The 24,139-nt window shown below is 69.9% G+C and carries 25 protein-coding genes; 17 read left to right on the top strand and 8 right to left on the bottom strand.

Going from position 1 to position 24,139, the window contains the following annotated elements; genetic code table 11:
• Positions 1 to 366: hypothetical protein (locus tag AABM41_09600; protein MEK6192551.1), on the bottom strand; the 366-nt coding region annotated here is incomplete at its 3' end.
• Between the two features lie 9 nt (positions 367 to 375).
• Between AABM41_09600 and hutH the strand changes: the two genes are divergently transcribed.
• Genes hutH through hutU form a run of 4 tightly spaced genes read left to right on the top strand, consistent with a single transcriptional unit; the run spans position 376 to position 5,089 of the window.
• Positions 376 to 1,911, top strand: a complete 1,536-nt coding sequence (gene hutH / locus AABM41_09595) for a histidine ammonia-lyase (GenBank protein ID MEK6192550.1) — start codon at positions 376 to 378, stop codon at positions 1,909 to 1,911.
• Entirely contained in the window at positions 1,904 to 2,629 is a 726-nt protein-coding gene (locus AABM41_09590) for a hypothetical protein (GenBank protein MEK6192549.1), read from the top strand. The genes hutH and AABM41_09590 overlap by 8 nt, the downstream gene beginning before the upstream one ends.
• A gap of 25 nt (positions 2,630 to 2,654) precedes the next feature.
• The gene (locus tag AABM41_09585) at positions 2,655 to 3,380 is read left to right on the top strand and encodes a ZIP family zinc transporter (GenBank protein MEK6192548.1); all 726 of its coding nucleotides are present in this window, start codon (positions 2,655 to 2,657) and stop codon (positions 3,378 to 3,380) included.
• Between the two features lie 29 nt (positions 3,381 to 3,409).
• Entirely contained in the window at positions 3,410 to 5,089 is a 1,680-nt protein-coding gene (gene hutU, locus AABM41_09580) for a urocanate hydratase (GenBank protein MEK6192547.1), read from the top strand.
• On the opposite strand, the gene AABM41_09575 is transcribed toward hutU, so the two are convergent.
• A complete protein-coding gene (locus AABM41_09575) occupies positions 5,014 to 6,192 on the bottom strand; it encodes an alpha-hydroxy acid oxidase (GenBank protein ID MEK6192546.1) in 1,179 nt (392 codons plus the stop codon). The genes hutU and AABM41_09575 overlap by 76 nt on opposite strands.
• Positions 6,189 to 6,929 (bottom strand): DNA alkylation repair protein, encoded by a 741-nt coding sequence (locus AABM41_09570; GenBank protein ID MEK6192545.1) that lies wholly within the window; start codon positions 6,927 to 6,929, stop codon positions 6,189 to 6,191. The genes AABM41_09575 and AABM41_09570 overlap by 4 nt, the downstream gene beginning before the upstream one ends.
• Positions 6,930 to 6,987: 58 nt before the next feature.
• On the opposite strand from AABM41_09570, the gene AABM41_09565 reads away from it, so the two are divergent.
• The 5 genes from AABM41_09565 to AABM41_09545 all read left to right on the top strand — a co-directional run bounded on the left by AABM41_09565 (position 6,988) and on the right by AABM41_09545 (position 12,641).
• Complete coding sequence (locus AABM41_09565) at positions 6,988 to 8,160, top strand: SIS domain-containing protein (GenBank protein MEK6192544.1); 1,173 nt, start codon at positions 6,988 to 6,990, stop codon at positions 8,158 to 8,160.
• A gap of 28 nt (positions 8,161 to 8,188) precedes the next feature.
• Positions 8,189 to 9,103 carry a glutamate formimidoyltransferase gene (gene ftcD / locus AABM41_09560; GenBank protein ID MEK6192543.1) on the top strand — a complete coding sequence of 305 codons (915 nt, stop codon included), beginning with the start codon at positions 8,189 to 8,191 and terminating at the stop codon, positions 9,101 to 9,103.
• 14 nt (positions 9,104 to 9,117) lie between these two features.
• Positions 9,118 to 10,305, top strand: a complete 1,188-nt coding sequence (locus tag AABM41_09555; GenBank protein MEK6192542.1) for a hypothetical protein — start codon at positions 9,118 to 9,120, stop codon at positions 10,303 to 10,305.
• The gene (locus AABM41_09550; GenBank protein MEK6192541.1) at positions 10,302 to 11,927 is read left to right on the top strand and encodes an arginine--tRNA ligase; all 1,626 of its coding nucleotides are present in this window, start codon (positions 10,302 to 10,304) and stop codon (positions 11,925 to 11,927) included. The genes AABM41_09555 and AABM41_09550 overlap by 4 nt, the downstream gene beginning before the upstream one ends.
• A 69-nt stretch (positions 11,928 to 11,996) precedes the next feature.
• Entirely contained in the window at positions 11,997 to 12,641 is a 645-nt protein-coding gene (locus AABM41_09545) for a hypothetical protein (GenBank protein MEK6192540.1), read from the top strand.
• A gap of 12 nt (positions 12,642 to 12,653) precedes the next feature.
• Here AABM41_09545 and AABM41_09540 read toward each other — a convergent pair whose 3' ends face one another.
• Positions 12,654 to 13,916 (bottom strand): hypothetical protein, encoded by a 1,263-nt coding sequence (locus tag AABM41_09540; protein MEK6192539.1) that lies wholly within the window; start codon positions 13,914 to 13,916, stop codon positions 12,654 to 12,656.
• 204 nt (positions 13,917 to 14,120) lie between these two features.
• Between AABM41_09540 and AABM41_09535 the strand changes: the two genes are divergently transcribed.
• The 3 genes from AABM41_09535 to AABM41_09525 all read left to right on the top strand — a co-directional run bounded on the left by AABM41_09535 (position 14,121) and on the right by AABM41_09525 (position 16,633).
• Complete coding sequence (locus AABM41_09535; GenBank protein MEK6192538.1) at positions 14,121 to 14,762, top strand: MBL fold metallo-hydrolase; 642 nt, start codon at positions 14,121 to 14,123, stop codon at positions 14,760 to 14,762.
• A gap of 264 nt (positions 14,763 to 15,026) precedes the next feature.
• On the top strand, positions 15,027 to 15,755 hold the full coding sequence (locus tag AABM41_09530) for a hypothetical protein (GenBank protein MEK6192537.1): 729 nt from the start codon (positions 15,027 to 15,029) through the stop codon (positions 15,753 to 15,755).
• A gap of 332 nt (positions 15,756 to 16,087) precedes the next feature.
• Positions 16,088 to 16,633, top strand: coding sequence for a hypothetical protein (locus AABM41_09525; protein MEK6192536.1), 546 nt, complete (start codon positions 16,088 to 16,090; stop codon positions 16,631 to 16,633).
• Between the two features lie 55 nt (positions 16,634 to 16,688).
• On the opposite strand, the gene AABM41_09520 is transcribed toward AABM41_09525, so the two are convergent.
• From AABM41_09520 to AABM41_09505, 4 genes are read right to left on the bottom strand one after another with little or no spacing between them, the layout of a single operon-like run.
• The gene (locus tag AABM41_09520; GenBank protein ID MEK6192535.1) at positions 16,689 to 17,900 is read right to left on the bottom strand and encodes a glycine C-acetyltransferase; all 1,212 of its coding nucleotides are present in this window, start codon (positions 17,898 to 17,900) and stop codon (positions 16,689 to 16,691) included.
• Positions 17,897 to 18,922: an L-threonine 3-dehydrogenase gene (gene tdh, locus AABM41_09515; GenBank protein ID MEK6192534.1), complete on the bottom strand. Its 1,026-nt coding sequence runs from the start codon at positions 18,920 to 18,922 to the stop codon at positions 17,897 to 17,899. Before tdh ends, AABM41_09520 begins: the two co-directional genes overlap by 4 nt.
• Positions 18,922 to 19,851, bottom strand: a complete 930-nt coding sequence (locus tag AABM41_09510) for a fumarylacetoacetate hydrolase family protein (GenBank protein ID MEK6192533.1) — start codon at positions 19,849 to 19,851, stop codon at positions 18,922 to 18,924. The genes tdh and AABM41_09510 overlap by 1 nt, the downstream gene beginning before the upstream one ends.
• Before the next feature lie 7 nt (positions 19,852 to 19,858).
• Positions 19,859 to 20,284, bottom strand: coding sequence for a hypothetical protein (locus AABM41_09505; protein ID MEK6192532.1), 426 nt, complete (start codon positions 20,282 to 20,284; stop codon positions 19,859 to 19,861).
• A gap of 43 nt (positions 20,285 to 20,327) precedes the next feature.
• Here AABM41_09505 and AABM41_09500 point away from each other — a divergent pair, with 43 nt between their 5' ends.
• From AABM41_09500 to AABM41_09480, 5 genes are all read left to right on the top strand, one after another.
• Entirely contained in the window at positions 20,328 to 20,984 is a 657-nt protein-coding gene (locus AABM41_09500; protein MEK6192531.1) for a hypothetical protein, read from the top strand.
• A 16-nt stretch (positions 20,985 to 21,000) separates the two neighbouring features.
• A complete protein-coding gene (locus tag AABM41_09495) occupies positions 21,001 to 21,702 on the top strand; it encodes a class I SAM-dependent methyltransferase (GenBank protein ID MEK6192530.1) in 702 nt (233 codons plus the stop codon).
• A gap of 166 nt (positions 21,703 to 21,868) precedes the next feature.
• On the top strand, positions 21,869 to 23,464 hold the full coding sequence (locus tag AABM41_09490) for an aldehyde dehydrogenase family protein (protein MEK6192529.1): 1,596 nt from the start codon (positions 21,869 to 21,871) through the stop codon (positions 23,462 to 23,464).
• Entirely contained in the window at positions 23,461 to 23,883 is a 423-nt protein-coding gene (locus AABM41_09485) for a DUF4288 domain-containing protein (protein MEK6192528.1), read from the top strand. Before AABM41_09490 ends, AABM41_09485 begins: the two co-directional genes overlap by 4 nt.
• Before the next feature lie 18 nt (positions 23,884 to 23,901).
• Positions 23,902 to 24,139, top strand: a 238-nt coding sequence (locus tag AABM41_09480) for a hypothetical protein (GenBank protein MEK6192527.1), incomplete at its 3' end; no start/stop codon positions are given.

The raw sequence follows: 24,139 nt of genomic DNA, 5'->3' as shown, positions 1-24,139 counted from the left end.
GCCCACCGCGAGCAACAAGGCCAGGTCGCGGCGCCCCTTGGCCAGGGCCAGGAGGCCGCAGAAGGCGAAGCCCAGGCCCACGAACCAACCTGAACCCAGGCCACTGATCGCCGTCAGCGCCGCGTCCACCACCGCAAGGTTGGCCTCCATCCAGGCCTGGAACGGCACAACGACGTTCTGCATCAGCCACTCCTCGACCTGGAGGTGCCCCGTCGTGCGCTTGAGGGCCACCAGCCAGAAGAGCGTGGGCAGGAGGATCAGGGAGAGCATGAACGCGGCGGCCGGGCTAGGCACAGCACCGCCCAGCCAGTCTCGCGCGTCGGGACTCGTGACCAGGCGGCTGGTCGGGTCCGGGATCCTCCGCACGTCCGTAGTATGGGACCCGTGCAAGCCCCACTCCAGCTGACCGGCCGCGACCTGAGCGTCGAGGACGTGGTCGCCGTCGCTCGCGACATGCGACCGGTGGAGGTGGATCCGACGGCTCGGGAGCGCATGGCGGCCTCGCGAGCGGTGATCGATCGGGTGGTCGCATCGGGAGAGACGGTGTACGGCGTCACGACCGGATTCGGAGACCTGGCCGACGTCCGGATCTCGCCCGAGCAGACGGCCACGCTGCAGCGCAACCTAGTGCGCAGCCACGCGGCAGGTGTCGGAGAGGCGCTCCCCGAGGAAGTGGTGCGGGCCATGCTCGTGCTGCGGGTCAACGCCCTGGCCGTCGGCCTGTCCGGCGTGCGACCCGAGCTTGCGGACTTGCTGGTCGCCATGCTGAACGCGGGCGTCCATCCCTACATCCCGTCCCGCGGCAGCGTGGGCGCCTCGGGCGACCTCGCTCCACTCGCCCACCTCGCCCTGGTCGTCATCGGCGAGGGTGAGGCAGTAGTTGGCGGCAGCCGACTGTCCGGCGCTGAAGCCCTGGCCACAGCCGGCCTGGAGCCGATGGAGCTGCACGCCAAGGAGGGCCTTGCCCTCCTGAACGGGACGCAGCTCATGGCCGCCCTGGGCGCCCTGGCGGCGGCGGACGCGCGGCGGCTGGTCATCACCGCGGACGTGGTGGGAGCCATGAGCCTGGAGGCCATGCTGGGGACGGCGTCGGCGTTCGACGAGGCGCTCATCGGCGCCCGCCCCCACCCGGGGCAGGTCGCATCCGCGGCTCGTCTGAGGGCGTTGTTGGCGGACAGCGAGATCGGGGCCAGTCATCGGTCCAGTCCGCACCGCCTCCAGGACCCTTACTCATTGCGCTGCATGCCGCAGGTCCACGGCGCGGTGCACGACGCGTTGGCTCCGCTGGAGAGCGTCCTGGCGGTGGAGATGAACGCCGCCACTGACAACCCGTTGGTCTTTCCGGACGGGCGCGTGGTGAGCGGCGGGAATTTCCACGGCGAGCCTCTGGCGCTGGCGCTCGACCATGCCCGGTTGGCGCTGACGGCCCTGGCAACGATTTCCGAGCGGCGGACTGCGCGCTTGGTGGACGCGCGGCTGTCGGGACTCCCCGCCTTCCTCGCCGTTGAGCCGGGCCTCGAGAGCGGGTTAATGATCGCCCAGTACACCGCAGCTGCCCTGGTCAACGAGCTGAAGACGGTGGCGCATCCGGCGAGCGTCGACACCATCCCTACCAGCGCCAACCAGGAGGACCACGTCAGCATGGGCGCCACGTCCGGCCTGTTGTTGCGCGAAGCCGTGGATCGGGTGACCGCCGTTCTGGCGATCGAGGCCCTGTGCGCCGCCCGCGGTCTCGACCTGCGAGCCCCGTTGCGTCCCGGGCAGGGAGTGGCCACCGCTCATACCGCCGTTCGCGCGGCGGTGCCACCCCTCGCCGCTGACCGGCCCCCGGGGCCCGACATCGCGACGCTGGCGCAGCTCATTGCCGACGGCGGCCTCGTCGCTGACGGGAGCCTGGCGACCGATGCCTGAGCTGACCTTCGCCCTCGTCGACGAATCGAGCATCGAAGCCATCCCGGGCCCGGCCCGCCCCGGCGCGCGGTGCCAGACCTGCGACTACTGGGAGCGTCTGGAAGGCAACCGCGAGGGGGATGACACCACCGCTCGCCGCGAGGCGAAGCGCGCCGCATTGCTGGCCGGGGCCAGGTTGGCCGGCTCATACGGGATGCTGGCCACAGGACGCGACGGAACGACGGTCGGCTACGCCCAGTTCGGCCCGTTGAGCGTCTACCCGCGGGCCCAGCTCATCCGTGACCGCTACCCCGAGCTGCCCGAATCACCCGCTCCATGGGTAATCACCTGCCTGCAGGTGATCGCCGACGCACCCGACCGGCTCGACATTGGCCAGGCGCTGGCGGAAGCCGTGTGCGCCGATCTGGATCGGCGTGGCGTGACCGCGGTCGAGGTCTATCCCGAGCGCGCCGCCGACCCGTGGCTCCCGCCCGGCGGACCGGCATCGGTGTACGAGTCGTCGGGCTTCGCCCGGGCGGCCGGAGACGACCGATATCCGGTCTTCCGGCGCGACCTGGCGGGAGGCGCGGAGGTGGGCTGGGGCGACCTGCTGGAAAAAGCTCGGCCGGCCGATGAAGGCGCGGGGTGGCCGCTACCGCTGCCCAAGGGCCCGAGCGAGGAGGATGTCTTCCGCCTTCCACCCAAGCCCCAGCGGCCCAACCCGTTCGGAGACGATTGAGCGCATGCCCGGACCGATCTGACCCATGATCGAAGCCTTCCTGTGGGCGTCGTTGGCCAGCTCGGCGTTGGTGGTGGGCGCCGTGGCGGGCGTGGCCACGACCGTCCCGCGATCCTGGGTAGGCCTGGCCCTGGCGTTCGGCGCCGGGGCGTTGATCAGCGCCGTCGCGTTCGAGCTCGCGGCCGAAGCATTCAAGATAGGTGGCGGATGGCTGTTGGCCGCCGGCCTGGCCGCAGGGGCATTCACGTACTTCATCGGCAACCGTTGGCTGCACACGCGGGGTGCCGCCCGGCGTGGTGCGAAGGTCCGCCCCGCCAAGGAGGGTCAGGGCCTGTCGATCGTCCTTGGTGCCGTGTTGGATGGCATCCCGGAGTCGATCGTTCTGGGCTCCATGCTTCTGGTCAGCGGCACCGTTGCGCCCGCGTTTCTGGCGGCGGTGGTGCTGTCGAACGCGCCGGAGGGCTTCTCGGCATCGGTGGACCTCCGCCGGGAGGGTCACGCCCGCGGATGGATCCTGGGCCTCTGGATCGGCGTCGCCCTGGCGTCTGCCCTGACGGCCGTGGCGGCATATGCGTTCCTCAACAAGGCCGGACCCGCTATCCCGTTCGTCCAGGCGTTTGCCGCGGGAGGGCTGATCACCATGCTGGTCGACACCATGATCCCCGAGGCCTTCGAGGACAGCGGCGACCTCGCCGGCCTGGTCACTGTCCTCGGTTTCGCCCTCGCGTTCCTCCTGTCGGCGACCTCGTAGGTCGTCTGGCGGTGGGCGACAATTCCCTGATGAAGACGCAGGCGGGGCCGAGGCCGGTGCGGGCACCCCGGGGGACCGAGATCTCCTGCAAGGGCTGGGGCCAGGAAGCGGCGCTCCGGATGCTGATGAACAACCTCGATCCGGAGGTCGCCGAGGACCCCGACCACCTCATCGTGTACGGCGGCACGGGACGGGCGGCGCGCAGCTGGGAGGCGTTCGATGCCATCGTCCGCGAGCTGCGCCGGCTGGAAAATGACGAGACCCTCCTCGTCCAGAGCGGCAAACCGGTCGGCGTCTTTCGGACCACGCCTGAGGCTCCCCGCGTCCTGATCGTCAACGCCCTGCTCGTTCCCCACTGGGCGACGTGGGAGAAGTTCCGGGAGCTGGAACGGGCAGGCCTGACCATGTACGGGCAGATGACCGCGGGGTCGTGGATCTACATCGCGACCCAGGGGATCATCCAGGGGACATACGAGACGTTCGCCGAGTGCGCACGACAGCAGTTCGGCGGCTCCCTGCGCGGGACGGCCACCCTGACCGCGGGCCTGGGCGGAATGGGCGGCGCCCAGCCGCTGGCGGTGACGATGAACGAGGGCGCGGTGCTGGCCGTGGAGGTGGACCCGGCGCGCGCCGAGCGGCGGAAAGAGGCCGGCTACGTGGACGAGCTGACTACCGATCTGGACGAAGCGATCCGGAAGGTGGATGCGTGGCGCGCCGCCGGCGAAGCGCGGAGCATCGGCCTGATCGCCAACGCCGCCGACGTGGAGCCGGATCTGGTCCGCCGCGGCTGGCGTCCGGATGTCGTCACCGACCAGACCTCCGCCCACGACCCGCTGGGCGGGTACGTGCCGGGTGGCATCGGTCTGGCGGAAGCCCTGGCACTCCGGGACCGCGACCCGGACGAGTACGTGCGCCTGGCCAAGGCCTCGATCGCCGACCACGTGCGGGCCATGCTTGCCTTCCAGGCCTCCGGATCAGTCGTCTTCGACTACGGCAACAACATCCGCGCCGTGGCGGCCGAGGCCGGCGTAATCGATGCCTTCGCCTTCCCCGGATTCGTGCCGGCCTTCATCCGCCCGTTGTTCTGCGAGGGCAAGGGGCCATTCCGCTGGGCCGCACTCTCGGGAGATCCCAACGACATCCTGAAGACCGATGCGGCCCTGGCCGAGCTGTTCCCCGACGACGCATCCCTGCACCGATGGCTGCGCCTGGCCCAGGAGAAAGTGCCATTCCAGGGCCTGCCGGCCCGGATCTGCTGGCTCGGCTATGGGGAGCGGGCGAAGGCGGGGCTGCGGATCAACGACATGGTGCGGTCCGGGGAGCTGGCGGCGCCGATCGTCATCGGTCGCGACCACCTGGATGCGGGCTCGGTCGCAAGCCCGTATCGCGAGACGGAGGGCATGCGCGATGGGTCCGATGCGATTGCGGACTGGCCTGTCTTGAACGCGCTCCTGAACACGGCCGCGGGGGCGACCTGGGTCAGCGTCCACCATGGCGGCGGCGTGGGGATCGGGTTTTCGCTGCACGCGGGGATGGTGGTCGTCGCGGATGGGACCGATGCGGCCGCCGCCCGCCTGGACCGGGTCCTGACCACGGATCCGGGGATGGGCGTGGTGCGTCACGCCGATGCCGGCTACGAACGTGCTTTGGACGTCGCCCGCGAGCGCGGCGTTCGGATCCCGATGGCCGAGGCGGATAAGGCCGAATAAGCCGGGTCCGGCACGATCCAGTCCGGACCGAGGTCGCCGATCGATGGGGCGCCGGCCAGGGCCATTGCCAGCTCCAGCTCCGCGGTGAGCAGGTCGAGGACGTGGCCAACGCCGGCTTCGCCGTTCACGGCCAGGCCCCACAGAATCGGGCGTCCGATGCCGACTGCGGTGGCGCCCAGGGCCAGCGCGACCAGGACGTCGGTTCCGCGTCGCACGCCGCCGTCCATCAACACGGGGACGCGACCGTTTACCGCCGCTGCCACCGCGGGCAGGGCGTCCAGGCTGGCGATGGCGTTGTCCAGCTGCCGCCCGCCGTGATTGCTGACCTGAACCGCCGCCGCGCCGTGCTCGACCGCGAGCCGCGCATCGTCCGGATGGAGGATGCCCTTGACGATGACCGGCAGGCCGAACCCATTGAGCCACTCCACGTCGTCCCACGTCATTCGATCGGTGAATGCCACGTTTAGCCCCTCGGCCAACGGGACGCCGGCGGCGGCCGCGATGTTCGGGACTGCCACGTCGTCGGGAATTGCGAAACCGACCTGGATGTCCCGCTCCCGCCGGCCAACGCGAGGCAAGTCCACGGTCAGCACCAGAGCCTCATATCCGGCCGTCACCGCGCGTTCGACGAGGGCCTGCCTCGCCCCGGCATCCGCCAGCAGGTAAACCTGGAACCAGCGCGGCCCGCCGACCGCCGCCACGTCCGCCAAATCGGTGCTCGACGAGGTGGAGAGGGTCATCATGATCCCGCGGGCCGCTGCTCCCCGGGCCGTCGCCAACTCGCCGTCGGGATGGGCCAGACGGTGGAAGGCGGTAGGGGAGATGAAGACAGGCCACGGCCAGCGACGGCCGAGCATCTCGACGCTCAGATCGACTCGTGATACGTCGCGGAGGACGCGGGGGACGATTCGTCGCGCGGAGAAGGCCATTCGGTTGCCCCTCCGGGTCCGCTCGTCGTTGGCGCCACCGGTGTAGTACGCCAGCGCGCCCGCCGCCAGCCGTTCGGCGGCCAGACGCTCGTAGTCGTGGAGGTTGATGAGTGTCGGGTCGTCCACGCGCTCGGGCTGAAAGCCCGCCAGCGGCGGGCGCGGCGCTTCGCTCACCGCGACGCGTGGCGCGCCCCGGCGACGGCCTTGCCCTTTGTCTTCCCGGCTTTCTTGGCAGCCTGCGCCTTTCTGTGCGCCAGCGTCCTTTCGATGTACGGGATGGCGGCCGGCGTGACGCAGCCTGTCTCGCCATGGTCGACGACGACCGGACCGATCCGCCCCGCGGCATCCATTGCCACATCGCGAAGGTCCTCGTTCCGCAGCGCAATGGCGATCAGGGCCCCGTTCATGGCATGCCGGGTTCGATTGCCGGCGTGTTCGATTTCGCGCTCGATCTTCTCGAGCAGGTCGAGGAAGAACTCATCGCGAAGGTTCGGATCGCGGGCGGCGAGGACGCCGGCCAGATCCCAACCCGCCTGCGCGGTCCAGTCCCGCGCCGACTTGGTCCAGCGCTCCATCCGGCCGCGGACCCCGGGCACCTGGCTTGCGACGTTGGCGACGAACTCGTCGACGAGCACGTAGTACGCGATCTCCCTCATCCAGGCGTCCAGGTCGTCCTCATTCATGCGGGCCGGATCGGCGACCATGCAGGCCAGCAGGCGGGCGTCGGCGTTGCCGGTGGCCCAGAGGCCCTTCGCCAGGTTGTGGTCGCGCCCGATCCGCTTGGCCAGCGCCCGCAGGACCTTGAAGGCCACGCCGTATTGGTTCTCCCCGGCACCATGGCGGCGGTAGATGATGCGGTTCCGCTCGGTGCCGGCGGCCTCGAGCTGGGCGAGGGCGTCGCGGACGTCCATGAACCGATGGTAGCGCGACCGTGTCCGGGCCATTGGACGCCGCGTAGGATCGGGCGGCATGTGCGCGATGAATGATGGTGCGCTACCCGGCGCTCCTGATCCGTGGGCATCGTCCGAGATGCCGGCCTGGCGCGACGGACCGCCATACGCGATGACCGAGATGATCGAGGCCGAGCCGGCCCTGACCGAGCGCCTGGTCCGTCGGCTCCAGTCGCGCCCGACACTGGAGGCCGTTGCCGGCGCCCTACGGGAGGCAGCCCAGGACCGTTTGGCCATCACGACCACCGGATGCGGAACCAGCCAGCACGCGGCCATCGCGGTGGCGGCATTGATTGCCGACGCGCTGGCCATCGCAGGACTGCCCGATGACCGGGTGATCGCGGTGCAGGCCTTCGAGTTGTCGCGTCGGGTTCCGCCCGGAGGCGTGGTCGTGGCCGTGTCGCACGAGGGAGGCACCGCCGCCGCCAATGACGCGCTGCGGGCCGCCGCGGCGGCGGGCGCGACGACCGTCCTCATCACCGTCAGCGACCGCTCCCCCGCCGCCGCGCTGGCCGACCACCTCCTGGGCACCGCAGAACAGGATCAGTCCTGGTGCCACACCGTCGGCTATCTGTCGCCACTGGTCGTTGGTGCCTGCCTGCACGGCGCGATCCGTGAGGCGCTGCCGCCGCCGGAGGCGACGGCGCGCCAGGTGATGGCCGGACTCGACCCCACGGCCGCCGAGGGCATGGCCGCCCGGCTCGCCTCGACCGACCGCCTCCTGGTAGTCGGCTCCGGCGCGGACTACGCGGCAGCCCGCGAACTCGCCCTCAAGGTCGAGGAGGGGGCGCGCCTGCCGGCGGTGGCCCACGAGCTGGAGACCATCCGCCACGGCCACCTGGCGGCGGCGAGCGAGCGCACCGGCTTGGTCATGCTGCTGACCGATGCCGAGGGGCGCGGAACCGGCCTCCTGGATCGGGCCGCATCGGTGCTTCGGTCGGTGAGGGAGCTGGGCATGCCAGCGGCGGTCATCGCCGCGGCGGACGTGGGCGGCGCACCGGAGCGCGCCCTAGCCACCGCGGGATGGCAATCGGTCAATCTCGAACCCGGCCTGCCGCGAATCGTGGCCGCCGTCCTGGGCTCGGCCGTCCCCCTCCAGCTGCTGACCGAGCGACTGGCCCGGGCGCGGGGCACCAACCCGGACACCATCGGTCGCGAGGACCCGCGGCAAGCGGCTGCGGCGTCGGCTTGAGCGCGGCCCGCCCACCTATGATCGGTCCGTGGCCAGCCTGATCGAGTGCGTGCCCAACTTCAGCGAGGGCCGGCGACCCGAGGTGTTGGACGAGATCACGCGCGCCATCCGCCAGATCGACGGTGTGACCCTCCTGGATGCCAGCCGCGATGAGTCGCACAACCGCAGCGTGGTGACCTTCGCCGGCGGCCCCGAACCGGTGGTGCGGGCGGCGATGGCCGCGGTCGGCCGCGCGCTGGAGCTCATCGACATGGAGCAGCAGACCGGGGCGCACCCGCGCATCGGCTCGGTCGATGTCATTCCCTTCGTGCCACTGGGCGACACCCGGATGGAGGAGTGTGTCGACCTGGCTCGCCGCTTCGGGGAGCAGCTGGCCAAGGTGTTCGCGCTCCCCGTCTACCTGTATGGGGAGGCAGCTCTCCGTCCGGAGCGGCGCCGCCTGGCCGATATCCGGCGCGGCCAGTACGAGGCGTTGAAAGAGGAGATCGGAGTCAACCCCGACCGCGCCCCGGACTTCGGGCCGGCCCGCCTGCACCCCCGCGGCGGCGCGGTGGCGGTGGGCGCCCGCAAGCCTCTCATCGCATTCAACCTGAACCTGGCCACCGATGACGTGGAGATTGCCCAGCGCATCGCGGAGGCGATCCGCGAGTCGTCCGGCGGGCTGCCGGCCGTGCAGGCCATGGGCGTCCTGGTGGCGATTCCCGACGGCCGGCAGCTGGCCCAGGTCAGCATGAACCTCGCCGACTGGGAGCAGACCGGGATCCCGCGCGTCGTGCACGAGGTCCGCCGCCTGGCCCGCCAGGCAGGCACCGACATCGACCACGCCGAGCTGATCGGCCTGGCGCCCACGGCCGCGTTGCTGGAGGTGACCGCCGACACGCTGGGGCTCCGCAACTTCAGCGCCGACCAAGCGCTCGAGCTGCGCCTGGCACGGGACCGATAAGTTCCAGGATGTCCGTGAATCGCGCGTTGCTCCTCAGCCTTTTGGTGGGCGCGGCGGGCTGGGCGGCGCTGTGGTTCAGCACCGACGCACGAGCCGGATGGGACTCACTCGTCTACCACAAGTACGCGTTTGAGTACGCTGGGTTGCCTCCTGAGCAGCAGGACGCTCTCAGTTGGGATCTGTTCACGCGATACGGATCTAGGCCTTTGGTTCTGTACGTAACCGAGACGCTTGACGGCCACGAGTGGAGTTTTGACCTGAGGCCGGAGCAAGAACGTTGGGGGCTCCAATACCGAATGCGACCGGCGTACCCGACCCTGGTTGCCGCGGCATATCCGGTGCTCGGCACACGAGCACCTCTAGCGATTAGTGCCTTCGCCGTCGCTTTGTTCGTGGCGACCACATTTGTCGGCCTTCTGATGCTTGCCGGCCTACGTGTCGCCGTGATCGCCACCGGCATTGGGGTCTTCAATGTCCTGTTCACCCAGTGGCTGGTGGCCCTGATGACCGATGGTTTGGCGATCAGCCTGTGGGCCGTCACGCTCACGACCGGGGCGCTATGGATATCACAGCGCCGACCTGTTTGGCTCGTAGCCCTTGGCCTTGCCGTGCTGGCCCTGTGCTTCACTCGCCCTATCGGTGTGTTGGCGCCTGCGGTGTTCGGCCTGAGTGCCATTGGCGCGGCGCTAGCCGGGGCCGACGAGTGGCGACGGTTCCTCGTCGCCGCAGTTGTGGCCGCGGTGCCTGCCGTGGCGGTCACCGCGTTTCTTGCGGCTGCGGGGTTCCCTGGATTCTTGGACCTCATGCAGGACCTCCCCACCGGGCACTTCACCGCGCCTGACATCGCTGACCCCCTTGGATGGCTCCTGTCCAACGACCTCCAGCAGCTCACGACCACCCTGCCGTTTGGGCTGCTTGCGCGGCCTCTCGTGCTGGCCCTCGTGGTAGGCGGCATCGTGGGTTTGCTGCTCGTCGGTCGATGGTGGACGGTACCTTTCCTGGCCGCCCTTCCCGTCGTACTGGTTGCCTATCTGCTGCAGCCGAGTCTTTCTGACGTGGATCGGGTACTCGCTCCGGCATGGGTCAGCGTGCATACCGGACTCGCGCTGTTGGTCGTTCTCGGAGCGATCCGATGGCGGGCGCGCGTTCTCGAGCTCGCTGATCGGCTGACACGGCACGAAACAGCGACTCCCGCCGCATGACGCTTCGGGACGAACTGCGGAACGCGGTGGTGGCCGCCCGAGACCGCGCCGCAGCGGCCGGCGAGCTGGCGCTGCCCGCGGGAGCGGCACTCCCCGAGCCGGGTGTCGAGCGGCCGGCGCTGGCCGAGCACGGTGACTACGCCACCAACGCCGCCATGCAGCTGGCCCCCTTGGCTCGATCCTCACCGCTGGCCATCGCCGAAACCCTGGTCCGTCACCTCGAGCCGCCGACCGGGGTGGGAGGGGCCACCGTTGAGCGGCCGGGCTTCATCAACTGGCGCCTCGATCCGGGATGGGTCGCGGCGCAGGTCCCGGCCATCCTTGCAGCCGGACCGGCTTGGGGCCGGTCGGACGGGCTCACCGGCGAACGGATCAACGTCGAGTTCATCAGCGCCAACCCGACCGGTCCGCTCCACATCGGCAACGGGCGCGGCGGCTTCATCGGGGACAGCCTGGCCAACCTACTGGAGGCCGCCGACGCGGAGGTGACGCGCGAGTACTACGTCAACGACTACGGCAGCCAGGTCCGCGACTTCGGACAGTCTGTCTACCTGGCGCGCACCGGCCAATCCGGCGAAGCCGGCTATCGGGGCGCCTACATCGGTCAGTTGGCAGCGGAAGTCCCGGACGAAGCGCTGGCATCGGTCAACCCCCAAGAGGCCATTGGGGAGTGGGCCTGGAACCGGGTCTTCGAGGACATCCGGCGCACGATCAGCCGGCTGGGGATGCGGATCGACGTGTGGCGTTCCGAGCGCGAGCTCCACGAGGCGGGTGAGGTGACCGCGGCTATCGAGCAGCTGCGGGCGGCAGGCCACGTATACGAGAGTGAGGGGGCGACCTGGTTCCGCTCGACGACGTTCGGCGACGACAAGGACCGGGTCCTGGTCCGCTCGAACGGCCAGCCCACCTATTTCGCGGCCGACGTGGCTTACCTGCTCGACAAGTTTCAGCGCGGGTTCGGGCGCCTCATCTACATCCTGGGCCCCGACCACCACGGTGACATCTGGCGCTGGAAAGGCGCGGCGGAAGGCCTGGGCCACGACCCGGCAACCGTGGAGATCATCATCTACCAGAACGTGGCGCTGGCTGGCGGGGCAAAGATGAGCAAGCGCGAGGGGAGCTTCGTGACCCTGGACGAGCTGGTCGACGAGGTCGGGCCTGATGTGACCCGCTTCCTGTTCACCCTGCGATCAGCCAACCAGCACCTGGACTTCGACCTGGACCTGGCCCGCCAGCAGTCGAACGAGAACCCGGTCTACTACGTCCAGTACGCCCACGCTCGCTGTTCGTCCATCCTCCGTCAGCCGGCGGCCGCGGCGCTGCCGAGCAGCCTCGGAGAGGCCGCGTCGCGGCTGACCCATCCGGCGGAGCAGGCGCTCATTCGACACCTGATCCGTCTGCCGGAGGTGGTCGCCGATTCCGCCATGCGACGCGAGACGCACGAGCTCCCGCGTTATTCGATGGAGGTCGCTAACCTGTTCAGCCAGTTCTACCGCGACTGCCGGGTCCTGACCGATGACGCAACGCTCAGCACGGCGCGCCTTGCCGTGGTGCGGGCGACTCGCCAGGTGCTCGCCAACAGCCTGGGCCTGATCGGCGTGCGCGCCCCGGACTCGATGTAATTCGATGTATGACGCCGCGCGAGCCGTGTATCGTCCGCGGTGGAGACCGGCGCGCTACCGTCCGCCGGCATGGGCATCGAGTTCGAGAGGAGCAATACCTTGATCACCCGGGCCGTGTCTTCGGAGATCCGCGCGTCACGCTGGATCCTGGTGGTCGCGCTCTTGGCCGCGTTTCTTCTGACGGTCGGAGCCGCCGTGCGAACCGTCCACGCCGGAGGCGAGGTAGTACCGCTGACCGGCGGCGTTGGCACCAACAGCGCCAACCCCTGGAAAACCGGCCCCATAGGCTGCGACCCGGCGGCTCCCCAGGCACCTGGAGCTGGGATGGTGATGTGGGCGTTCTGGCTGCAAGATGTCAGCCCGCCGTACTTCGGGCCGCCGCCCCTGTCACTCAGCGTCACCTTCCTGGGCGATGGCACGTTGCCGCTGGTCAGCGGCAGCACGACGGACGGGGTGACTCACTACTTCTTCGCCTATACCACCGGTGATGACACCGTCACCGCCGGATCGGTTTCCGTCCCCAACCAGGCTGGCGCGCTCAGCCTGATCGACATCTGCCAAGGCCCGGCACCGACCCCCGCCGCCTCGCTGCCGAACGCGGCTACCGGCCCGACCCGGTCCGGCGCTCCCGGCCTCGTGTTCTTCGGGATTCTGCTGGCGGCCCTGGGCTGCCTGGCGGGAATGCGAGTCGTCCTGAGCCGCGCACAGCGCTAGACGGCGCCGGCGCTAGAGGCCGACGAGGGCGTCAAGCAGGGCCTCGGTCGACGCCTGGGTGACGACGATCTCGGTGTCGCTGATCCGGTCCAGGTGGCCGAACAGTCGAAGCGTCTCGAGGGCATCGGCGTATGCGGCCTCGAACTCGTCGGCGTCCACCGGGGTGTCCCACGCCACGCGCAGCACGACGGCCACCTCGCCGTCCGGCGAGACCAGCGCCGTCACCCGGTCACCGCCCCAACCGGCGGCGGCCGTGTCCGCGTCGGCCTGGTCCTGGCCATGATGGGCCAGCCATATCGCGATCATGGCCTCGCCCAGCGTCGTGTCCTCGACGATGTCAACGCCCAGTGCCCGCACGTCGGGGTCGATTTCCGGCACGACCACTGGCAGCTCGTCCTCGACATACGACCGGAAGTGGAGCATCTGCTCGGTGGAGACGGGCGGGTCGGCCCACGCCTCGTCGACTGCGGCGAAGCCGCCGCTCGCGTAGAGCCGGGCCACAAAATCGGTCCCCGCCAGGTAGGCGAACTCGAGCTGGCGGAGCATCCAGTCCGGCACGCCGGTGGTGTCGGGGAGCGGCGTCTGGCTGATCTCGAGAAGGTCTTCGGCCCGCAGGTGATCGATGGCCCACAGGACCATGGCCGTCGTCGCGTCGCCCTCGACCAGCCCGAGCCGCGCGAACGCGCCGTCGTCGTCGCCATCTGCGTCAAGCTCCATCGAGTCGATCCCGAATGCCGCGTCCTGCAGGGCATGGGTGTACTCGTGGGCGTAGGTCACCTGGGCCTCCGGGGAGAGCCCGGCATCGGACACGATCAACATCGACTGGGTCACGTCGTCGTAATACCCGAGCACTTGGCCCGAGAGGAGCTGGAGCTGGAGGGCGGCCACGTCTTGATCCGCGGTCAGGAGGCCCAGCCCCTGGAGCAGGGCATTGTCGGCGGCGACCTCATCGGTCGGGTAATCCTGGGCGAACTGGTCGGCCAACCGCCGCTCGACCTCGGCGCGGGAGACGAACTCGGCCGGACCGATGTCGGCCGGGGGCAGGTCGCGCAGGTCGGCGACGTCGGCCTCCAGGGCGGCCAGCGCGTCCTCGATGTCGGGCGACGCCCCACCGCTGGGCGCGGGCGCGGCGCTCGGCGCGGGGAGCGGCGTGGCACTGGCCAAGGGTCCAATCGCGATCGGTACGCCGAAGGCGCGCAGGGTCAGGACGGCGATCAGGGCGATGGCCAGAATCAGGGTCACGACGGCGATCAGGCGCCGTGCGAGAGGCGACATGGGTCAGGCATTCTGGCATGAAAGGTTCAGGTTTCTTCACATCGGCGTGGTTGTGGCTTCACGTCCGACCCCTACCTTGAGCATGCGAGTCAGAAATCCTTCGGGATTTCTCCTCCACCCTCCCTCCTTCGGGCGCCGGTGTCATTGGGCGGGCACCGGCGCTCGTGCTTTTCTGGCGCGGTTGTGCGGTAGCATCGGTCACCCATGGAGATCACCTGGTACGGCCGCGCGTGCTTCCGGCTCAAGGGCCGCCGCGCGACGGTCATCACCGACCCCTGTCCGCCCAAGACCGGGTTCGTGGCCGGCAAGCACGACGTCGACCTGCTCACCATTTCGCACCACCATGCCGATCACGCCTACACCCGCTCCATCAGCGCGGGGCTGACCCTGACCCGGCCCGGCGAGTACGAGTTCGCCGACCTGCTGGTCACCGGGGTCCGGACTTGGCACGACGCGGCCGAGGGAACCGAGCGGGGCGAGAACGTCATCTTCGCCTTCGAAGTCGACGGGGTTCATGTCTGCCACCTGGGTGATCTGGGCCACCTGCTGACCGATGAGCAGCTCCACGAGCTGGGACCCATCGACGTGCTGCTGGTGCCGGTCGGCGGCCAGACGACCATCTCGCCGGCCGAGGCGGCCGAGGTCGTCGCCCAGCTGGAACCGAAGGTCGTCATCCCCATGCACTTCGCCACCGACGGCGGCTCGAAGGACCTGCTCGGGCCGGAGACCTTCCTCCACGAGCTGGCCACCGAGCCGATCCGGCTGCCGAAGGCCAGCCTGACCCCGACCACCCTCCCCGAGGAGACCCAGGTCGTCCTGCTCGAGGCGCGCGGCCGGACGGGCTGACTCGTCTCTAGGCCGCCGGGCGCCGCGGATGGGGTACTCAGGTCCTGGGACCCAGAACGGGACCCTTGGGGGGTCGCTGGTGCTTATGAGCAACACATACTGCGCCCCCGTCCCAACCAGACCCCACCCGACCCCTCGACGAGCCGTCAGAAAGTACTAGGCAAGCCCTGACCTAGCCTGTATCTTTCGGCTCCTGAATACCCCAGGGGGGCCGGTCAGCGGACGCTGCCGGAACCTAGGGGCAACCGAAAAGGAGATCCGGCATTGACCGTCCAGACGCAGACACCCGCCCGTCATGCGACTCGCCTGACCTTGGCCCTAGTGGCTATTGCGGGACTCATCCTCGCCACGTTCTATGTGGCGAGCCCAGTGCTCGGCACGCACGTCACTCCCCAGCTCTTCCAGGGGAACCCGACCTGCGGCACCCTTAATGTAGCGTACGACCACGAGTTCAAGATCCAGCCGGTGACAGGCGGCCTCCACGAGGATCCCGACAGCGATTTCGAGGTCTTCCTGACTCTGCACGACACCGCTGACGGCCAGACCTTTGATTGGGACTCGAACCTCCCCGTTGACGCGGTGTTCGTCAAGGGTGGACCCGGCGGGAACCTGTACGTCTACAACGGCGCGACCTCGGATACCGGATTGCACGCACCTGGAAACGACCAGGGCACAGCGGTCTCGACTCCGCCGTGGTCAGGCCTGAGCCACCTCTCGTTCTGCTTCAACGATTTGCCGGAGGAGTCGACGCCGACCCCGACGCCGACGCCAACCCCGACCCCAACCCCAACCCCAACCCCGACGCCGTCCGTTCCGGCCAGCGAGGGGGGCCAGCTGGGCGGGACCGGAACGCCGGTACCATCGCTTCCGAACACGGCCCTCGGCCTGCCGGGAAGCGGCTCCTTGGCGACCATCTTCTTCGGCGCCATCCTGATCGCCTCGCTCGGCGCGCTGGCCTACGCCAACGTGGCCGCGGTGCGACGCCGCCGATAGCCAATCGTCAGGCCCCCGGACTCCGGGGGCCTGATCGGTTCTGAAGGCACGCCCTTCGGGCCGAATCAGCCAGCCCCCCTGGCAGGGACGGGGTACGGGTCAAACCGTACCCCGTTCTCTGTTGCGGAGGCCGTCGGTACCAGGACCCAGGTTGGTGCCCGCTGGCACCACTTCTTTGGGTGCCTACACCAGACCCCACCCTACCCCTCGACGGGTGGCCAGAAAGTACTATGCAAGGCCGTACCTAGTGTGTATTGTTCGGCTTCGAAAATCCCAGGGGGCCGGTCAGCGGACGCTGCCGGACCAAGGGGCAATCGAAAGGAGATCCGGCATTGACCGTCCAAACGCAGGCACCCGCCCGTCATGCGGCACGCTTGACTCTGGCCTTCGCTGCCATCGCAGGACTCATCCTCGCATTGAGCGTTACGGGCGTGGTGCAGGCCGCCGACAAGGAGACCATCTGTCACGCGACGGGTTCGGTTTCGAACCCGTACGTCGCCATCACCATTGACGAGGGCGCCTGGACGGACGGGGGGCACCTCGACGCCAACGGAAATCCGGAGAGCGGACACGAGCAGGACTTCCTTCTCGGGGCCTTGGGGACTGGCGCGGACTGCGCGGCAGCGGCTTCGTCGCCGACCCCGACGCCGACGCCAACCCCGACCCCAACCCCAACCCCAACCCCGACGCCGTCCGTTCCGGCCAGCGAGGGGGGCCAGCTGGGCGGGACCGGAACGCCGGTACCATCGCTTCCGAACACGGCCCTCGGCCTGCCGGGAAGCGGCTCCTTGGCGACCATCTTCTTCGGCGCCATCCTGATCGCCTCGCTCGGCGCGCTGGCCTACGCCAACGTGGCCGCGGTGCGAAGCCGCCGCTAGATCCTGAACGCCACCAACTGGTCAGGCCCCCGGGCAACCGGGGGCCTGATTCGTCTCAGATGAGGGCCAGCTCGCGCCCCACCTTCTCGAATGCGGCCAGGCACACGTCGAGGTCCGCGTCGGTGTGCTCGGCGGTCACGATGGTGCGCACCCGACTCTTGGGCTCGGGCACCGTCGGGTAGCCAATCCCCTGGGCGAACACGCCCTCCTCGAACAGCCGATCCGACAGCTGCATGGCCAGCGCCCCGCTGCCGGCGATGACCGGCGTGATCGGGGTCTCGGACCGACCGATATCGAACCCCAGCTTTCCCAGCCCCTCCTTGAAGCGGCGGGTGTTGGCCCACAGCCGCTCGATCCGCTCCGGCTCGGTTTCGAGGACCTCGATCGCCGCCAGGCATGCGGCGGCCACGCCGGGTGGATGCGAGGTCGAGAACAGGAACGGCCGCGCGCGGTGGATGAGCACGTCGCGCAGCGACTGGCTGCCGGCCACGTAGCCGCCCAGGACACCCATCGCCTTGGACAGGGTGCCGACCTGGACGTGGACCCGCCCGTGCAGATCGAAGTGGTCGACCGTGCCGCGCCCGTTGCGTCCCAGGACCCCCGAACCGTGCGCATCGTCGACGTACACGATCGCCTCCGCCTCCTCGGCCGCCTCGACGATCTCGGGCAGGCGGGCGATGTCGCCGTCCATCGAGAACACGCCATCGGTGATGACCAGGATGGTCCGACCTGCCCCGCCGGGCGCAGCCCGGATCTCGCGCAGGGTGGCGCGCAGCGCATCGGTATCGGCATGCGGGACCAGGCGGCGCTCGGCCTTGGTGAGCCGGATGCCGTCGATGATGCTGGCGTGGTTGAGCTCGTCCGAGACGATGACCGCGCCCTCCCCGGCCAGGACCGGGATGGTCCCGGTGTTGGCGGTGAAGCCGGACTGGAAGGTGAGGGTCGCCTCCACCCCCTTGAAATCGGCCAGCCGGGCCTCGAGCTGCTGGTGGAGGGTCATGGTGCCGGCGATGGTCCGCACCGCTCCCGATCCGGCGCCCAGGGCCCGGGTGGCGAAGATGGTGGCCTCGCGGAGCTTGGGATGAGTGGTCAGGCCCAGGTAGTTGTTGCTGGACAGGGTGATGACCTCGCGGCCGTCGATCCGGCAACGGGCCTGCTGCTCGCTCTCCACCACCCGCAGGCGGCGATACAGGCCCTTGGCGCGCAGGTCGTCGAGGTCGGCGTCCAGGAACGCCAGCGGATTGCGCGTCGAGCGAGCCGATGTCATGGCGTGAGCACCACCTTACCGGCATGCCGCGACCCCAGCAGGTCGAATCCCTGCTGCCAGTCGGCGAGGTCGAACCGATGGGTGAGGATAGGCGCCACGTCCAGCGCCCCGGACCGCAGCAGGTCCTGCGTCCGCTCCCAGGTGTCGTAGATCCGGCGTCCGAAGACGCCATGCAGGCGAACGCCCTTCTCGATGACGAGGTTCGACAGGTCCACCGCCACCGGCTCGCCGAAGATCCCCAGCAGGCTGATACGCCCCCCGCGGGTCACGAAGCGCAGGCCCTGGTCCAGGGCCGCCGCCGACCCACTCATCTCGAGCACGACATCCACCCCGTCCCCGCCGGTCGCTTCGAGCACCCGCGCGACGGTGTCCGGCTCGCGGCCATCCAGGGCCAGGTCGGCGCCCATTCGGGCGGCCAGTTCCAGCCGGTACGGTTCGGTGTCGGTTGCCACCACCCAGGTCGCCCCGGCCGCCTTGGCAATGCCCACCGCGCACAGCCCGATGGGTCCGCAGCCGGTGACCGCCACCGTCCGGCCCGCGATGGGCTCCACGAACGCGGCGTGCACCGCATTGCCCATCGGCTCCTGGAGGGCAACCACCGCGGGATCGAGCCCGTTCGACTCCACCGCGTTGGCCTCCGGAATGACCACGTACTCGGCAAAGCCGCCGTTGACGTGGGCGCCGATGACCCGCAGGTTGCGGCACAGGTGCGGGGAGCCGGCGCGGCATTGGGTGCATGTCCCGCAGTACAGGTGCGATTCGACCCCGACCAGGTCCCCTTCGCGGACACGGGTCACCCCCGCGCCGGCGGCCACCACCCGGCCCGCCAGCTCGTGACCCAGGATGACCGGGGGCTTGATGTTCTCGGCCGCCCAGCGGTCCCACAGGTAGATGTGGCGGTCGGTCCCGCACACGCTGGCCGCTTCGATCCGGAGCTGGACCTCGCCCGGGCCCGGAGTGGGGAGGGGCGCGTCGATGATCTCGAGGCCCGGCTCGGCCCGGGTCTTGGCCAGGGCGCGCATCAGGCGATGCCGGCCGGCTCGGTGATGCCGGCGGCCGCGGAATGGTCCGCGGCTCGCGGCTGCTCATCAACGATGGTGTTCTCGAGGGCCCCGATCCCGGCGATCTCACACCCCATGACGTCCCCACCCGACAGGTAGCGGGGCGGGTCGTGGTAGTGGCCGACCCCGGCCGGCGTGCCGGTGGCCAGGATGTCGCCCGGCTCCAGTGCGATCGATCGGGACACGAACGCGATCAGGCTGGGCACGTCCCAGATCATCTCGGCCGTGGTCGATTCCTGCCAGGTCTCGCCGTTGACCCACGAGCTCAGGGCCAGCCGGCCGGGGTCGGCGATCTCGTCGCGGGTCACCACGACCGGCCCCAGGGGCGCAAACCCGTCCCAGCTCTTGGCTCGCAGCCACTGGCGGTCCTCGCGCTGGAGGTCGCGGGCCGTGACGTCGTTGAGAATCGTGTAGCCGAAGACGTGTTCCAGGGCCCGGTCGGGGGCCACCTGCGACGCGCGGCGACCGATGACCACGGCCAGCTCGCATTCGAGGTCCAGCTTGTCGGTGGCGCTGGGCCGGACCAGCTGGGCGCCCGGGTCGCTGATGGCGTTCGCGAGCTTGGCGAACAGCATCGGGTAGGCCGGGGGCTCGACGCTCTGCTCCCGGCAGTGGTCGTGATAGTTCAGCCCCACGCACACGATCTTGCCCGGGTGCCGGAGCGGGGCCAGATGACGCATCTCGGCCAGCGGGATGAGAGCCTGGCCCGCCGTGACAGCCGCGGCTACGGCGTCCGCGATCATGGCCTCCGGGTCGAGCTTGGCCAGGACCCCACCCAGATCGGCGCCCAGAGCCTCGGTCAGGTCCAGCACGCCGTCGGGCTGCTCGAGCCCCAGCCGCCGGCCAGGCGGGCCCTCAGCCTGGGTATGGGCAAACGCGACCAGCCGCATCCGGCCGTCAGTCCTCGGTGAACCAGGACCGCGTGGCGGGCCGAACCAGGCCGGCGATGAGGACCACCGAGATGGCGGCGCCCAATGGGAGCATGAGGGTGGTCCACCCCGCGGCCGCCTCGGCGGGCATGACCAGGGCGACCGGCACCAGGCCAGCCAGGATGGGGGCCGGCAGGAGCGAGATGCCCAGCGCGAAGCCGAAACCGGCGCGCTTGTGCTGGAGCACCAGGGTCAGGCCGAACAGGACCGCGGCCAGCTCGGCCATCATGAACAGGCCCAGGAGCGAGAAGGGCGCCTTCTCGCTGAAGTCGACGAAGGCGATGATCCGGGGCAGGAGCAGCCCGGTAACCCCCAGCAGCAGCCCAACCCAGACGAACCAGGCCATCAGCCCGAAGGAGGGGCGGTGGCGGGTGGCGGGGGATGCCGGCTCCATGTCGGGCATCGTAGCAAGGGGTCGTCCTCTACCATGCGGCGTCATGTCCGCCCGCGCCCGATCCCGCCTCGCGCCGCGGGCCATCCTCGTCGGAGGGGCCTTTGTGACGCTCGTCGTGGCACTCGAGGCCTGCCTGCCACTCCCCACCGAGACGCCGTCTCCCTCCCCCAGGGCCACGCCCCGTGCCACGCCCACGGCCGAACCGAGCACCACGCCGGAGGCGACGCCCCGGCCCTACTCGCTTGAGAACCCGGCCCTGCAAGATGAACGTCTGATTCGGGTCACGGTGGCCCCCAACCTGGCCACCGACGCCTCGGGCCAGATCGTGGTGACGGTCACCAATCTCGACGCCACGCGCATCACGGAGATCGTCCTGCGCTGGTCGACGTCGCTGGACGAGCACCTCTTCCTGGCGCCGTTCGTGCCATCGCCCGACCGGATCTGCGACGGGTGCCCGCCGCTCAGCTGGATCCAGGCCTGGACCAAGTGGGTGTGGGGACCCGGTGAAAGCGGAGAGCCGGCCGGCACCACGTCGCTGGGCTGGGGTCCACTGGATCCGGGCGCGACCCTGGTCATCCCGATCATCGCCAACCGCCGCATGGATGGTCCGGTCGATTTTGACCTGCAGCTCCTGGCCGGGGAGGCGCTCCTCCGCCAGGAGGGCGGGCAACCGGCCTGGCTCCGGGTGGCCGTCCCATGACGCAGGTCCCCCTCCCATGATGCGCGGCATCCTCCCGGCCTGGACCGAGCCTGATCCGGACCTGTACCACCGGCTGGGCGACATGATCGACCCCGGTCGCAAGGTGCTGGCCGCCCTGGAGCGGATCGTGCCCCTGTCCGGCAAACGGATCGCGGATGTGGGCACCGGGATCGGCCACTACCCCATGCTCCTCGCCCGGCGCACAGCGCGCACCTATGGCATCGAGTCCGATCCGTCCCTACTGGGAGAAGCGCGCCTGCGCGCCAGCGCGGCGCACCAGCCAAACATCCGGATGGTGGAGGGCGAGGCCACTGCCCTCCCCCTGCGCGACGCGGCGGTGGACATCGTGCTCCATGGCCTGATCGAGGCCGAGGAGGACTCGCTGCCGGCCATCGCCGAGGCGCTGCGCGTCCTGCGTCCCGGGGGGCGGCTGGTGGTCATGGGCTACTACGGCCGCGACGACGTGGGGCCTCTCCTCGAGCCGGAGGTAGTCAACCATGCCCGGCAGGCCACTCAGCGACGAACGGGCTGGTGGCTGCGCCACGGCTTCAAGATCAAGGTCGTGCACGCCAGGCTCGACCTGCGCGACACGGAGGCCGCACATGCCATCCTGCCTCGCCTGTACGGCGACCGCGCGCGGGCCTTCCTGATGAGCTCCTATCCGCCACTCCCGGAGCTCAAACTGGGGCTGTACCACCTCGCCAAGGCATGGGCCTGATCCGCCCAAAGCAGTCCCTGGCGCCGTGTTATCGGTCTATCATCCGCCCGGGAGGCCAGGTTCTTCTCCCCCCGGAGCCTGGCCTCCCACTGTGCTTGACGGGGCATTTCGGGCCGCCCGGACCCGGTGCGATAATCCGGACCGACCCATCCAGGAGACCCCATCCGTGACCGCGACCAGCCCCCGCCTGAAGATCACCTACGCGACCCTGAGCGCCGATAACCCCGAGCTCCAGGCGGCCTTCGACCGGGCAGTGGAATGGGCCCGTGGCGAGCTGGGCAAGACGTACCCCATGCTGATCGGGTCCGAGCTGCGCGCAGGGGCCGAGACCTTCGAGCACCGCTCCCCGATCGACACCGAGCTGGTCGTCAGCCGCTTCCCGGTCGGCACGCGCAAGGACGTGCATGACGCGATCGCCGCGGCCCGGCACGCGTTCCCGGCCTGGCGCGACCTCGGTTGGCGGCGCCGGCTCGAGATCATCCGCCGCGCGGCGGACCTCATCAGCGGGCGGCAGTTCGAGTACGCGGCGCTCATGACGTTCGAGGTCGGCAAGAACCGGCTGGAGTCGCTGGGCGACGTTGAGGAGACCGCGGATCTGCTCCGCTACTACGCCGACCAGATGGAAGCCCACGACGGGTTCGTCCAGCCCATGGGGTCGCTGTCGCCGGCCGAGCACACCCGCTCGGTCCTCAAGCCACACGGCGTGTGGGCCGTCATCAGTCCCTTCAACTTCCCGATGGCGCTGGCCGGTGGGCCAGCCTCGGGCGCCCTGATCGCGGGCAACACGGTGGTCATGAAGCCCTCGTCCGACGCGCCGCTGATGGGCTGGAAGTTCGTCGAGGCCCTGCGCGAGGCGGGGATCCCTGACGGGGTGGTGAACTTGGTGACCGGCCCCGGCGAGACGGTGGGCGCCGAGCTGGAGGAGAGCGCGGGCATCGACGGGATGGTGTTCACCGGCAGCCATGAGGTCGGGATGCGGCTGTACCGCGGATTCACGCGCGAGTACCCGAGGCCGATCATCACCGAGATGGGGGGCAAGAACCCGGCCATCGTCACCGCCAGCGCCGATCTGGACGAGGCGGCCGAGGGCGTGGCCCGCTCGGCGTTCGGGTTCGACGGGCAGAAGTGCAGCGCCAACTCGCGGGTCTACGTCGATCGCAGCGTGGCGGCGGAGTTCGTCGAGCGGCTAGCCGAGCGAGCGCGGCAGATCAAGGTGGGCGACCCCACCCAGCGCGAGAACTGGATGGGCCCGGTCATCAACGCCCGGGCGCTGCGCACGTTCACCGATGCGGTCGAGGAGGCGCGCCGTGACGGCGGCACCATCGCGGCCGGGGGCCAGGTCCTCGATTCGGGCGACGTGGGGCGCGGCTACTTCCCGACCCCCACCGTGGTCACCGGCCTCCCGCCCGACCACCGCCTGTTCCGCGACGAGCTGTTCGTGCCGTTCGTGGTGGTGGCCGAGGTGGACTCACTGGACGAGGCCCTGAGCCTGGCCAATGACACCCCCTACGGCCTGACGGCCGGCATCTTCTCGCATGACCAATCCGAGATCGAGCGCTTCCTGACCGGCATCCAGGCCGGGGTCGTGTACGTCAACCGACGGAGCGGCGCGACCACCGGGGCGTGGCCGGGCATCCAGTCCTTCGGCGGCTGGAAGGGCTCGGGCTCGTCGGGCAAGGGCGGCCTGGGGCCGTACTACGTCCAGCAGTTCCTGCGCGAACAGTCGCAGACGGTCATGGGCGAAGAGCCACCCCCCGCGTGACCCACCGTCGCCGCGCCGATGCCGTCGAGGCCGATCCGGCCGCCGCCCGGGTCGTCAGCAGCGGCTGGTTCGCGGTCGAGCTGCGGTACGCGTACCTGGTCGAGGAGGCCACCGAGCCGTACCTGGTCGAGGATCGCGTGGTCCTGATCGACGGGGACGACGAGGAGGCCGCCATGGGCCGCGCAGTGGAGATCGCGACCCAGTACGAGGACGACTTCGAGACTGATGACGGCCGCCCCGGCGCCATCCGCTTCGACGGCATCGTGGCCATCAAGGAGCTCGACGACCCGCCGGCGGCCGGGACCGAGGTGTGGCACGAATACATGTCGCCCACCGGTGGAGCGGCTGCGGGCGACGACGAGTCGCTGCCCCCGGTATGGCCGACCGAGATGGCGTTCCCCCGCGCCCACGACACCTGACGACCGGAGCCAACCAGGGTGGGCTGGCAACGCGACCTGTACGAGGGCCTGCGGCCGGTGCTCTTCACGTCCGATTCGGAATGGATCCATGGCGCGACACTGACCGCCCTGCGCAAGGTGGCCGAAGGGTCCTACGGCCGGGCCCTGCTGAGCCACCTGGCGAGCGACGGCCCCGCCGGCTCCTGGGCTGCGTCGCGGCCGGTGGAGCACATGGGCCTCCGGTTCCGCAACCCGGTCGGGCTGGCGGCTGGGATGG

Source organism: Chloroflexota bacterium, assembly GCA_038040195.1.
GTDB lineage: Bacteria > Chloroflexota > Limnocylindria > QHBO01 > QHBO01 > DASTEQ01.
This window is presented reverse-complemented; position numbering and strand designations above follow the sequence as displayed.

Coding starts and splice junctions, on each gene's coding strand:
- hutH (MEK6192550.1), top strand. CDS start 376: ATGGGACCCGTGCAAGCCCCACTCCAGCTGACCGGCCGCGACCTGAGC.
- AABM41_09590 (MEK6192549.1), top strand. CDS start 1,904: ATGCCTGAGCTGACCTTCGCCCTCGTCGACGAATCGAGCATCGAAGCC.
- AABM41_09585 (MEK6192548.1), top strand. CDS start 2,655: ATGATCGAAGCCTTCCTGTGGGCGTCGTTGGCCAGCTCGGCGTTGGTG.
- hutU (MEK6192547.1), top strand. CDS start 3,410: ATGAAGACGCAGGCGGGGCCGAGGCCGGTGCGGGCACCCCGGGGGACC.
- AABM41_09570 (MEK6192545.1), bottom strand. CDS start 6,929: ATGGACGTCCGCGACGCCCTCGCCCAGCTCGAGGCCGCCGGCACCGAG.
- AABM41_09565 (MEK6192544.1), top strand. CDS start 6,988: ATGTGCGCGATGAATGATGGTGCGCTACCCGGCGCTCCTGATCCGTGG.
- AABM41_09550 (MEK6192541.1), top strand. CDS start 10,302: ATGACGCTTCGGGACGAACTGCGGAACGCGGTGGTGGCCGCCCGAGAC.
- AABM41_09545 (MEK6192540.1), top strand. CDS start 11,997: ATGGGCATCGAGTTCGAGAGGAGCAATACCTTGATCACCCGGGCCGTG.
- AABM41_09540 (MEK6192539.1), bottom strand. CDS start 13,916: ATGTCGCCTCTCGCACGGCGCCTGATCGCCGTCGTGACCCTGATTCTG.
- AABM41_09535 (MEK6192538.1), top strand. CDS start 14,121: ATGGAGATCACCTGGTACGGCCGCGCGTGCTTCCGGCTCAAGGGCCGC.
- AABM41_09520 (MEK6192535.1), bottom strand. CDS start 17,900: ATGACATCGGCTCGCTCGACGCGCAATCCGCTGGCGTTCCTGGACGCC.
- tdh (MEK6192534.1), bottom strand. CDS start 18,922: ATGCGCGCCCTGGCCAAGACCCGGGCCGAGCCGGGCCTCGAGATCATC.
- AABM41_09510 (MEK6192533.1), bottom strand. CDS start 19,851: ATGCGGCTGGTCGCGTTTGCCCATACCCAGGCTGAGGGCCCGCCTGGC.
- AABM41_09505 (MEK6192532.1), bottom strand. CDS start 20,284: ATGGAGCCGGCATCCCCCGCCACCCGCCACCGCCCCTCCTTCGGGCTG.
- AABM41_09500 (MEK6192531.1), top strand. CDS start 20,328: ATGTCCGCCCGCGCCCGATCCCGCCTCGCGCCGCGGGCCATCCTCGTC.
- AABM41_09495 (MEK6192530.1), top strand. CDS start 21,001: ATGATGCGCGGCATCCTCCCGGCCTGGACCGAGCCTGATCCGGACCTG.